The sequence below is a fragment of the Microcoleus sp. Pol8_D6 genome (assembly GCF_036700965.1).
Taxonomy (GTDB): Bacteria; Cyanobacteriota; Cyanobacteriia; order Cyanobacteriales; family Microcoleaceae; genus Microcoleus.
The window spans coordinates 1-12,157 of sequence record NZ_JAUBPW010000023.1; the positions used below are offsets into that span (position 1 = coordinate 1).

Annotated in this window: 6 protein-coding genes and 1 pseudogene; 6 read left to right on the plus strand and 1 reads right to left on the minus strand. The window is 46.9% G+C overall.

Features of this window, described 5'->3' with window-relative positions; all coding sequences use genetic code 11:
• Positions 1-126 precede the first annotated feature (126 nt).
• The 3 genes and pseudogenes from QUA10_RS29105 to QUA10_RS11630 form a co-directional block, all read left to right on the plus strand.
• Positions 127-1,041, plus strand: a pseudogene (locus QUA10_RS29105) (DUF4347 domain-containing protein); the annotation flags it as partial.
• A 102-nt stretch (positions 1,042-1,143) separates the two neighbouring features.
• Entirely contained in the window at positions 1,144-7,248 is a 6,105-nt protein-coding gene (locus QUA10_RS11620; RefSeq protein ID WP_445251692.1) for a S8 family serine peptidase, read from the plus strand.
• A 339-nt stretch (positions 7,249-7,587) separates the two neighbouring features.
• Entirely contained in the window at positions 7,588-8,649 is a 1,062-nt protein-coding gene (locus tag QUA10_RS11630) for a calcium-binding protein (RefSeq protein ID WP_333082817.1), read from the plus strand.
• 93 nt (positions 8,650-8,742) lie between these two features.
• Here the strand turns inward: QUA10_RS11630 and QUA10_RS11635 are convergent, their stop codons facing one another.
• On the minus strand, positions 8,743-8,934 hold the full coding sequence (locus tag QUA10_RS11635) for a hypothetical protein (RefSeq protein ID WP_333082816.1): 192 nt from the start codon (positions 8,932-8,934) through the stop codon (positions 8,743-8,745).
• Between the two features lie 312 nt (positions 8,935-9,246).
• Between QUA10_RS11635 and petB the strand changes: the two genes are divergently transcribed.
• The 3 genes from petB to QUA10_RS11650 all read left to right on the plus strand — a co-directional run bounded on the left by petB (position 9,247) and on the right by QUA10_RS11650 (position 11,936).
• Positions 9,247-9,915, plus strand: coding sequence for a cytochrome b6 (petB, locus tag QUA10_RS11640; RefSeq protein WP_015174799.1), 669 nt, complete (start codon positions 9,247-9,249; stop codon positions 9,913-9,915).
• Positions 9,916-10,099: 184 nt separating this feature from the next.
• Complete coding sequence (gene petD / locus QUA10_RS11645) at positions 10,100-10,582, plus strand: cytochrome b6-f complex subunit IV (RefSeq protein WP_333082815.1); 483 nt, start codon at positions 10,100-10,102, stop codon at positions 10,580-10,582.
• 457 nt (positions 10,583-11,039) lie between these two features.
• On the plus strand, positions 11,040-11,936 hold the full coding sequence (locus QUA10_RS11650; protein WP_333082814.1) for an AraC family transcriptional regulator: 897 nt from the start codon (positions 11,040-11,042) through the stop codon (positions 11,934-11,936).
• The last annotated feature ends 221 nt before the right edge of the window (positions 11,937-12,157 follow it).

Below are 12,157 nucleotides of genomic sequence, written 5' to 3' on the forward strand. Positions count from 1 at the left end.
GTCATTAAATAATCACATCGGTGCGATTTGGTATTTTATCCATCACTACAATTTATCATTACTTGTTTAGGACTACCAAACATCCCAGACTTAGGGATCGCGCCAACGGCTGTTTCCCTAAAGTCAATGACTCAAATTTCCTCAAAAGCGATCGCATTTATCGATGCTGCCGTCCCCGACTGTCAAACATTAATCGACGGCGTTATCCCTGAAACCGAAGTAATTAAATTAGAAACTAACCGCAACGGCCTCGAACAAATTGCGGAAGCTTTGCAGGGCAATAAATTTTCAGTAATTCACATTATTGCCCACGGGAAGCCCGGTTGTTTGCAACTGGGGAACGTTGAATTGAGTTGGCAAAATTTGATAAATCGCGCCGACAATTTTGTCAAAACAGTTAAGAAATGGGCGGGCGGGCTGACACCAAATGCCGAAATTTAGCTCTACGGGTGCAATGTTGCTAAAGGAAATATAGGTAAAGAATTTGTCAAAAACCTGAGTCAACTAACAGGGGCAAGTGTTGCTGCTTCTGAGAATCTGACAGGTTGTGTGGCAAAAGGTGGCGATTGGGAATTAACAGTGACAGCGGGGGTAATTAAAGCTGGCATTGTATTTGTGCCAGAAGCGATCGCAGCTTACAGTCACGTTCTCAATACGTTTAGTTCTCCTAATAATTTTAATGCGGGAACCAGTCCATCCTTTGTTGCGACTGGCGATTTCAATACCGATGGCATCTTAGATTTAGCTGTTGCTAACCCCACCTCGAATAGGGTTTCTATTTTACTGGGAAACGGTCAAGGAGGATTTAACTCTGGAACTGATTTGACTCCGGTATTGGGTCCTACCGCGATCGCAGTTGGCAATTTTAACGGCGATAACTTTTCTGACTTAGCGATAACTTCCGCGCAAGGTGTCGAATTTAGCAGCATTTATATCTTTTTAGGATCGGGTAATGGCAACTTTAACCCTCCGGGATTTTTGACTGCCCTCGAAAATCCTAGCGCGATCGCTGTCGGCAATTTTAATGGTGATGATTTACCCGACATTGCCGTTACTCAATCCAGTGGCAATGGTTTTGTACCTGAAGGCAATGTTGGCATTTATTTGGGAACGGGACAAGGCGGTTTTTCCACTCCTGTTACTGTGAATGTTGGGCAAAGTCCCAGCGCGATCGCTGCGGGAGATTTTAACGGCGACAATCTACTCGATCTCGCCGTCGCCAACCGAAATTCTAATAGTATTACCATATTATCGGCAAGTGGTCAAGGCAGTTTTGGCAATCCTACTAATATTAATGTCGGTCAAAGTCCGAGTGCGATCGCACTCGGAGATTTGAACGGCGACAATTTTCTCGATCTCGCGGTAGCCAACAGCGGTTCTAATAACGTTTCAATTTTATTTGGCACAGGAAATGGCAGTTTTAGCATTCCGACCAACATTGATGTTGGCTTAAACCCAAGTGCGATTAAAATTGGCGATTTTAATGGCGACAGCAGACTAGATTTAGCTGTTAGCAACAGCGGTTCTAATAACGTTTCAATTTTGGCGGGAAATGGAACTGGCGGTTTTAGCGGTGCGACCAACTTTAGCGTCGGAACAAATCCGAGTTCTCTGGCGATCGCAAATTTCAATGCGGACGACAGACTCGATCTCGCAGTTGCTAACAGAGGTTCTAATAATGTTTCAGTTCTCTTGAATTCACCGAACACAATTAATTTCGGTACGGCTACTTTCAGCGGAACTGAAGGGGATGCAGATACAGTCGTTAATATCCCCGTCACTATCAGCGGCGGCAATCCTTTTGCTGATGTCATTGTACCCATTGTCATCGACCCCAACAGCAGCGCTACCCAAAATTCTGACTACACCCTATCGCCGACTTCCCTAACTTTCCCCGCAGGCGGAACAAGTACGGAACAAAATATTGCAGTCACTATTAAACCTGACAATATCGCTGAGAATGCAGAAACAGTCATTCTCAACTTTGGTACGATCGCAGGTGACATTGCAGGGACGACAAATCAAGCGACCCTAACTATTCCCAGTAACGACACTGTTTCTTATGCGGTTTCCACCGCTGTAGCTGCGGTAGCTGAAGGCAATACGGGAACTGTATCCGTTACTTTTACCGTTACTCGCAGTGGCGGTATAGGTGCAGCCAGTAGCGTCAATTATGCGATCACCGGAACTGCTACAAACGGCAGCGATTACAACAATATCGGTGGCACTTCCGGGGCAACTGACGTTAATGGTACGGTTAATTTTGCTGCGGGCGAGACATCGAAAACGATTACTTTGGATGTTTTGGGCGACAGTGCGATCGAACCGGATGAAACTATTACTATCACCTTATCAAATCCGATCGCACCAGACCCGACTCCAACAATTACAACTGCTAGTGCGACAACTACTATTACTAATGACGACACTGCTGGAATTTCAGTCAATCCCGATAGCGGATTAAGTACCACAGAAGCAGGAGGAACAGCAACATTTACTGTCCAACTCAACTCTCAACCAACTGCTAACGTGACTGTTGGCTTAAGCAGTTCCAATGTTGCCGAGGGAACAGTTTCTACACCATCGCTGACATTCACTCCCGCCAATTGGAGTGCGCCGCAAACTGTAACGGTAACAGGCGTTGATGACAATATTGCCGACGGCAATCAAACTTATACTATTTTCACTGCAGCTGCTGTTAGTACAGACAGCAATTACAGCAATTTCAGTGCTGCCGATGTCACCGTTACGAATAGCGACGACGAAACTCCCGGCATTACCGTTAATCCCACAGCAGGATTAACGACAACAGAAGCGGGAGGTACGGCTAATTTCAGTGTTGTCCTCAACACTCAACCTACGGCACCTGTGACGATAGCTTTAAGCAGTTCCAATCCGGCAGAAGGAACAGTTTCTACTAATAGCTTGAGTTTCACTCCTAATAACTGGAATCAGCCGCAGACGGTAACGGTGACAGGTGTTGGCGACAATATCGCTGACGGCGATATTCCTTACACTATTGTGACTGAGGCTGCTGTTAGTACAGACAGCAATTACAGCAATTTCAGTGCTGCCGATGTCAGCGTTACTAACAGCGACAGCGATACAGTCGGCGTTACCGTTAATCCCACCAGTACAACAGCAGCAGAAGGCGGTGCAACGGGAAGTTATACACTTCAGCTAAATTCGCAGCCAACAGCGCAGGTAACAGTCAGCTTTGACGGGGGAAATCAAATAAGTGCGATCGCCCCTATTAGCTTCGACAACACTAATTGGAATATTGCCCAAACTGTAACTGTGACTGCGACGGATGACACAGTTGTAGAAGGTACTCATACTGGCACAATCAATCACGCCGTAACAAGTACCGACGGCAAATATAGCGGAATTGCGATCGGGCCTGTCACTGTCACCATTACCGACAATGACACGGCAACCTCGCCAACACCAACACCAACGCCAACATCGCCAACATCGCCAACACCAACGCCAACATCGCCAACACCAACACCAACGCCAACATCGCCAACACCAACACCAACGCCAACATCGCCAACACCAACACCAACACCAACGCCAACATCGCCAACACCAACGCCAACATCGCCAACACCAACGCCAACATCGCCAACACCGACGCCAACATCGCCAACACCAATTACACCGACGCCAACGCCAACACCAACACCGTCAATTACACCAACACCTACAGTTTTTCCGCCGACGCCAACACCAACGCCTACAGTTTTTCCGCCGACACCAACACCAACGCCTACAGTTTTTCCGCCGACACTAACACCAGTGCAAATCATCATGCCGCCGGCGATACCTGCTGATAATTTAGTCAAAAAAATCGCTGTAGGTTCGAGTACCGGAAGCTATAAGGATGCTATCAGTAGCAGCAACATTGATGATTACTACAAATTCAGCTTGGGTGCTAGCAATGACTTCAGCTTGTCCGTGGGCGGACTCAATGCAGATGTTAAAGTTGAATTGCTAGACAGTAGCGGAAAAGCGATCGCCACTTCCAACAATTTGGGCACCGCATCCGAGTCAATTAACCGCACTTTAGAACACGGTACTTATTACGTCCGAGTCTCCTTAGCCAACGGTGGAGAAACTCCTTACAATCTCAACTTGTCTGTCGTACCCCGGCTGAACGGTATTACAACCACAGGTTCAGATGCCCAAGTCTACAAAGCTGGAGAGTTGATCTCAGTTATAGATGGAACATTCGCTCCCGCCACTGACATATCTGCCCCGCTGATCAACATCGATGATTTCCGCGCAGCACCGCGTTTTGCCGGAATAGACGGCAATGGTTTTGCAACAGTAATTTTGGATACTGGCATCGATCTAGACGACCCATTTTTTGGTTCTGATAGTGATTCAGACGGCATTGCCGATCGCATTGTTTACGATTACGATTACGCCTATGGCGATGACGAAGCTGACGACATTGACGGACACGGTTCAAACGTCTCTAGTATTGCTACTTCCCAAAATGGAGTCCACACAGGGATGGCACCCCGTGCTAACATCATTCATCTCAAAGTTTTGGATGATACGGGCAACGGCACTTTCGCGAATATAGAACAAGCTTTGCAGTGGGTGGTAGAAAACGCAGCAGCGTACAATATCGCCAGTGTGAATATGTCACTCGGTGATAACGGCAATTACAACACCCCCCAAACGAGGGGCATTAGCGACGACGATGACAACAGCCCCGACACGAGCGGCATTAGTGATGAACTAGCAGCGCTAGCAGCACGGAATGTAATTGTTGTTTCGGCATCAGGTAATGCTTTCGGGCCATTGGGCTATAACAGCGTTCAGGGCGTTGCCTACCCCGCAGCCGATCCTAACTCACTCTCAATTGGTGCGGTGTACGATGCGAACCGGGGTTATCGGATAGAACCCGCTGGCGCTATTGCCTATACCACCGATGCCGATCGCATTACACCCTATTCTCAGCGCCACTCCACTTTAACAACCGTTTTTGCTCCCGGTACTTTGATTACGGGTGCTGGCCCTAACACCCCTTTGACTAGGTATTCCGGTACCAGTCAAGCTGCACCTCATGTTGCTGGAATAGCAGTGCTAGCGCAGCAGTTAGCGCAGCGAGATTTGGGTCGCCGACTAACCCCAACTGAGTTTGCAAATTTCTTGCAGTCAACGGGCGTCACGATTAATGACGGCGACGACGAAGACGATAACGTGATCAATACTGGCTTAAATTTCAAGCGCGTTGATATGCTGGCTTTGGCTCAAGGTATTGTCGGCAACAACCCGCCAGTTGTAAATCGTTCTGTGTTTTCTCAAAGTGCAGCGCTGGGTTTTTCTCAAAGTGGTAATGCTTTTAATTTAGCTGCCAATAGCTATACTGACCCCGATCCGGGTGACAGCATTAATTATTCGATCGCCCTGGCAAATTTTAGCGATTTAAGTTCATCTGCATTTACCTGGAGAACCGATCGCAATGGCGGTTCCTATCGCCAACCAATTGCGGGTTCAAGTTTCCCGGAAATTCCTTTGCCTTCCTGGCTAACTTTTAATTCGGCAACTCGCACGATTAATTTAGGCCCGACTCGTCCAAGATCGTTCAATTATTGGCTGAAAGTAACGGGAACTGATGAATCTGGGGCGAGTGTTAGCGAGGTAATTCGGTTCAAGAGTGATCGCGTCGGCGGTTTTGTGATTGACGGTTACATCGCTGGTGCTAGTGTCTTTTTCGATGCCAACAAAAACGGGGTACTTGATGCTAGCGAACCTTCTGCCACTACTGCGGATAACGGCGAATTCGATCTAGATCTAGATTCCAACATTTTTGACAAAAATCAAAATGGCGAACTCGATCCAGAGGAAGGCAATATTGTTGCTTTCGGCGGCATTGATACAGCAACTGGTTTGCCTTTGGAAACGCCTGTCACTGCCCCGCCTTACGCTACTGTTGTCACCTTGTTAACGACTTTAGTAGCGGATTTAATTGACAAAGGAATTGACAGCGATCGCGCCGAATCTCTCGTCAAATCTTCTCTTTCCATTCCCGCTAATGTTGACATAACGGGTTTAGATCCGATCGCAGCTACCGAAAACGCGATCGCGGGTGGAGTAGAAACTTTGACTGCAATGGTCAAGGTACAAAACGTCATTACCCAAACTGCTGCTTTAATAGACGGTGGGTCGATTCTGGACAATACCGACAGCGTAAAAGCAGTTGTAAGTGCGATCGTTCAACAAATTCAATCGGGGACTACTCTCAATCTCAGCGATCCAAACCAGTTAGCAACAATTGTCGATCGCGCCGTCACAGCAGCGCAACAATTTGACTCGGATTTAAACACTCAGCAATTGTTGCAAATTGCCCCCGATGCAGCTAAGGTAATGGCCGAAGCAAATCAGCGCATTGACCAAGTTGTATCCAACACAGCAACAGCTTCAATTAACCGAGAAGTTGCCCGCGTGCAAAAAGTAGCCCTAGGCGCAACCTCTGAAGACTTAAAAGCAGTCGGTACAGGTACGAAATCGATCGCCCAAGTTATTGCCGAAAATACGGGTACTGCCTTAGATACCAAAATTCAACAAACGACATTGCCCGATACACCTGCTGTTGCGGTGATTGAAGGAGAAATAGATGCGATCCCAGCTAACTCCAATCTCATCGGCACTGACGGCGACGACAACCTCTTCGGCGACAGCGGCAGCGATACAATGGCCGGCAAACGCGGCAATGATACTCTCAGCGGTTTTGGTGGCAACGACTGGATACACGGCAATCAAGGCAATGATTCCCTCGACGGTAGCGACGGCGATGACACTGTTTACGGTGGCAAAGAAAGCGATATTTTGTTCGGCAGTAATGGGGAAGATATCCTATTTGGAAATCGCGGTCAAGATAGCTTGAGTGGAGGTGAAGGCAATGACAGTCTTTACGGCGGTCAAGCTAGCGATATTCTGCTGGGCGATAACGGTGACGATTTTCTCAGCGGTGAAAACGGCGATGACAGTTTGATAGGAGGAAATGGGAGCGATCGCTTCTTAATTTCAGCCAATTCTGGCAGCGATATCATTTTCGATTTTGAACCAGGCATCGACTTCCTCGCCCTTGCCGACAATTTAACCTTTTCGCAACTTTCTATTGTCCCTAGCAACACTGCAACGTTAATCAGCTTGACAGAAACTGGTGAAATTTTAGCTGCTATCAATGGCGTGACAGCTAACCAAATTAGCATCGCCAATTTCAGTTAAAATATTAGGGAAACAGGCAAATTCTGTCTCCCTGAAATTCGTTCAATAATCACGGATAATGCAACCTGAATCGCTCTATTTCATCTGCGTGAATCTGTGTTTATCGGCCCTAATCTGCGGTTAAGAAAAGAGAATGTATTAACCGCAGATGACAAGGGATGGACGCTGATTCACGCAGATGTCGAGAAGAGAGATAGGAATAATTCCGATGCTAAGAGACTTGATATCAGGACTAAAGTCTTTACAAAATCCCAAATTCAAAATTGAGTGGACGGGAAGAAGCCAAAATCTAAAATTGAGTGACTGTAATTGTGAAATAGTTTTCAGGAGGACAAGTTTATGGTAGTTATATGCGGTGACAATCTCGATAATTTGCTAGCCGGTGAAATTGGCGATGATTCCCTGTGCGGGCTTGGAGGCAATGATATTCTATCTGGTTTGGGTGGTAATGACACTTTAGATGGCGGAGAAGGAAATGATAGTCTCGTAGGTGGAGGCGGTAGCGATCGCCTTTTGGGCTACTCTGGTAACGACAGTCTCAGCGGTGGCGAAGGCGATGACAAACTTGAAGGAGGTGCCGGGAATGATATTCTTGAGGGTGGCGAAGGGGCGGATTTAATCAGAGGAGAAAACAATAACGACAGTATCTTGGGATGGGCTGGCAATGACTGTCTTTACGGCGGTCAAGGCAATGATACGGCGATCGGAGGAGATGGAGACGATCGCTTGTTTGGTGGCAGCAACAACGACTTTTTAATGGGCGGCAAAGGTAGCGATCGCCTGTTGGGAGAAAGTGGCAACGACACTTTAAGAGGTGACTTAGATAATGACTACATTAACGGCAATTCAGGAGACGATTTGCTTGAGGGAAATGAAGGCAGCGACACCCTGATTGGCGGGCCGGGTAATGACATCATATCGGGTTACGGCTTTTCCTCAACAGGAGAACAAATCGATTATTTAATCGGGCAAAATGGAGCCGACATATTTGTTCTCGGTTCGTCAAATGCCCGCCCTTACCTCTTCTATGGCGGTGAAGGTCGCCATGCCGTTATTGAGGATTTTAACCGGATCGAAGGCGACAAAATCCAAGTCGTTGGTTTCGTACAAGATCGTAACGGTCCTAGCTTCTTCTTTTACAGATTTGAATCTTATGATGACGGTACGACACGGGGAACTCGGATATTTGTCGGATCGGATTTAATCGCCGACGTTAAAAATGTTACAGATGTGAGTCTATCCGATTGCGCGATCGTTTCGACTGGGTTTACACCGCCATCGCGAGACTTTCCATCCTTCCCGTCTCTGCCGGAAATTCCCTTCCCGATACCGCCGCTTCCCACTCCTTTCTCGCCAATACTGCCAGTTTTTGTGGAAAGTTTGCTTTCTTTTCAATTGTGATAGGACTTACGGATGGGGGCAATCACCGGCTTTTTTTACGGAAATACGCAGGTTGCAGCCAGCATATTTTGTTAGTAAGAACTGAAGTCCTGACTACAAAACAAGATTCGATTGGACGATCGAACCTGTTCGGGTTACTCGATCGACAATGAGGGCGTTTGGGCCCGAAAGTGAAGTTTTACGATCGAGATGAAATTCGGCTTCTCCCGGCAAACCTGTTTCCGGCTCGGACTGCTTGCTGTAGCTCAGCCTTCCCCGCATACCAGCTTGGGCGGATGTTGACATTCCGAAAAAAGCCTTTTAAGTGTCCAAAAACCGATCGCGCGCGTGAAAATTGCACGGCAATTATGTTACATTTTTTATCACAGTCTGGAATTCGATCGGGCAACGCCAGCGAGTAGGGACAAGCCACCGCTTAGTTTCCCAGGGCTTGCAGGCGATCGCACAAGAGAGTTCCTTTCGTCAGCTCCAAATTTAAAAAATAGCCTCAGGCATTTGCTAGTAAAAGCAAGCTGCTCGGCGCGGGGCGACAAAAAACCTTGTGGCTGCTGCCCTGAACCTCAACCACAGCAATATTCTTTTAGGAATTCTGGCTCCATGTTTTCTAAACAAATCACCGACTCAAAAACCTACCAGTGGTTTGAGGAACGCCTGGAAATTCAGGCGCTCGCCGATGACATCACTACAAAGTATGTACCCCCGCACGTCAATATTTTCTACTGCTTGGGCGGAATTACTTTAGTTTGCTTTCTGATCCAGTTTGCCACCGGCTTCGCCATGACTTTCTATTACCGTCCCACGGTAGCAGAAGCTTTTTCTTCAGTGCAATACCTGATGACTGAAGTCAACTTCGGCTGGCTGATCCGCTCCATCCACCGCTGGTCTGCAAGCATGATGGTGCTGATGATGATTTTGCACATCTTCCGGGTTTATCTGACAGGCGGCTTCAAAAAGCCCCGCGAATTAACCTGGGTGACAGGAGTAATCTTGGCAGTCATCACTGTTTCTTTCGGCGTGACCGGCTATTCCCTGCCTTGGGATCAAATCGGTTACTGGGCAGTTAAAATCGTTTCCGGCGTCCCCGAAGCTATCCCGTTTGTCGGTTCTTTGATGGTGGAACTGCTGCGCGGCGGTGTCAGCGTCGGTCAAGGCACATTGACTCGCTACTACAGCTTGCACACTTTTGTGTTGCCTTGGCTGATTGTAGTCTTCATGCTGGCTCACTTCTTGATGATTCGCAAGCAAGGTATCTCTGGCCCGTTGTAAGTTTTGAGTTGTGGGGGAGGTATTTTTTTTGCCCCCCCGCCCAATTGTGAGTTGAAAATTCAGAATTCATCACTCATGATATTTATTTACGGCTAATACTTCCTGCGATCGCGCCGCTGATTCAAACTAACGAATACAGCGGAATCCCAGGCCCGGGTAAAACTAAAAGGAGAACACTCTCACTATGTCTATTATCAAAAAACCAGATTTGAGCGATCCCGCGCTCCGCGCTAAGCTCGCTAAGGGCATGGGTCACAACTATTACGGCGAACCAGCTTGGCCTAATGACTTGCTCTACGTTTTCCCTATAGTCATCATGGGAACGATTTCTCTGTGCGTGGGTTTGGCTGTACTAGACCCGGCTTTGGTTGGGGAACCTGCTAATCCTTTTGCTACTCCGCTGGAAATTCTGCCGGAATGGTATTTGTGGCCTGTGTTCCAACTCCTACGCGTTTTGCCTAACAAATTGTTGGGTATTGCTTGCATGGCCGGTGTTCCCGTTGGCTTGATTTTGATTCCGTTCATCGAGAATGTTAACAAGTTCCAAAATCCGTTCCGCCGCCCTGTTGCTACTACTGTTTTCCTGTTGGGAACTGCTGTAACTCTGTGGTTGGGTATTGGTGCTATTTTCCCCATCGACAAATCTTTCACTCTGGGTCTTTTCTAAGATTTAAGTTTGCTTGATTTTGACGCCTGCGGGTTTCCTGTAAAGTGCTTTTGTACTGGTGGGAAACTTTAGCGGGCGTCAATTGATTTTAGATTTTAGATTTTAGATTTTAGATTTATCGTTCTAAAAGTTAATAATTATCCGTAATTAATTGTAAGCTGAGGCGCATCTAAATTTGACAATCAAATCACATCAAGTTTCTTGTGGGGTGGGCGTCCCGCCAGCCCAAAAATACAATGCAAGATGCTTAGAAGCTTAGGCGCAACGGCTTCTGAAAGTGCCGATTACCGACTCGACCCTACACCGCCCTAGGGTCAAATTCCATTAAATTTTATTGCGAATGCTGGACAAAGAGACCGAGAATATGTCGCGTAAGCCCTGGGTATCTTTTGATAACTGTGATAACTGCGGGAATTTCAGACCTATAGAATAATAGCAACTGTCGAAGGTGCAAGCTATGTCCTCAGAGAAACAGTTAATTCTTGATTTTGCCCAGGCAGACGCGATGAAATCGATTCTCCCAAGTCCCTCAATCCTATCGAGTCACGGCACAAAATGGGAGGGAATTCACGCCGAATATCACCGTCAGCCAGCAGACGAAACTCCCGAACACTGTTTCCAACAACACAACATTGGGCTAATACTCAATTCAGTTACAGTAAACGGAATACTCAACGGGAAACACTACGGTAGCGAACCATGGCAAAGAGGAGAAATTTTCATCGGTGGTGCTGGTACTGATTTCCAGTCAGGTGCAGTCGAAGATCCTGAATTTATAGCGATCGCTCTTGAACCTACCGACTTCGACAATACAGTTTACGAATCGACCAATTCAAACCTCATTGAAATTATACCGCACTGGAAAATCAGCGATCCTTTGATTCTCGGCATTGGCTGGGCCCTCAAAACCGAACTCGAATCAGGTGGAATAAACGGTACTCTTTATGTCGATGCACTGAAAAACGCGCTTTCAATGCACATACTTCACCGCTATTGTGCACAAAAACCGCATAGGCTAGATTTTGAAGGCGGTCTCGATCCTGTCAAGTTGCAGATTGTTATTAACTACATAAATGACTACCTAAACCGAGATTTGCACATAGCTGAACTGGCTAACTTAGTGCAGATTAGTCCTTATTATTTCAGTCGTTTGTTCAAACAATCAATTGGAGTCACTCCCCATCAATACGTCACCCAGTGTCGGATTGAGAAAGCCAAACAGTTGTTAAAAAGGCAAGATTTATCAATAACATATATCTCGGAGCAAGTCGGGTTTCACGACCAAAGTCACTTTAGCAAGACTTTCTGCAAAATTGTCGGTTTGACTCCTAATAAATATCGTGCTCAAATTTAACAGCGATTTGTCGTTGGGTGGGGGCAGGTTTATGAGATTGTCGCTTTTAGGCAATTATTGTCGGTGAACCTGCCCCTACAGGAATTATATCTATTTGACCGGACATGATATTAATCCTGTATGAGCGGGTTTACCCATATTTCTAATAGAAAGGAGAAAGCCTGTAAACCCGCCCCGGCCTTTAATCGCGGTCGATTGACTACAAAAACCGAGTCCGTAGC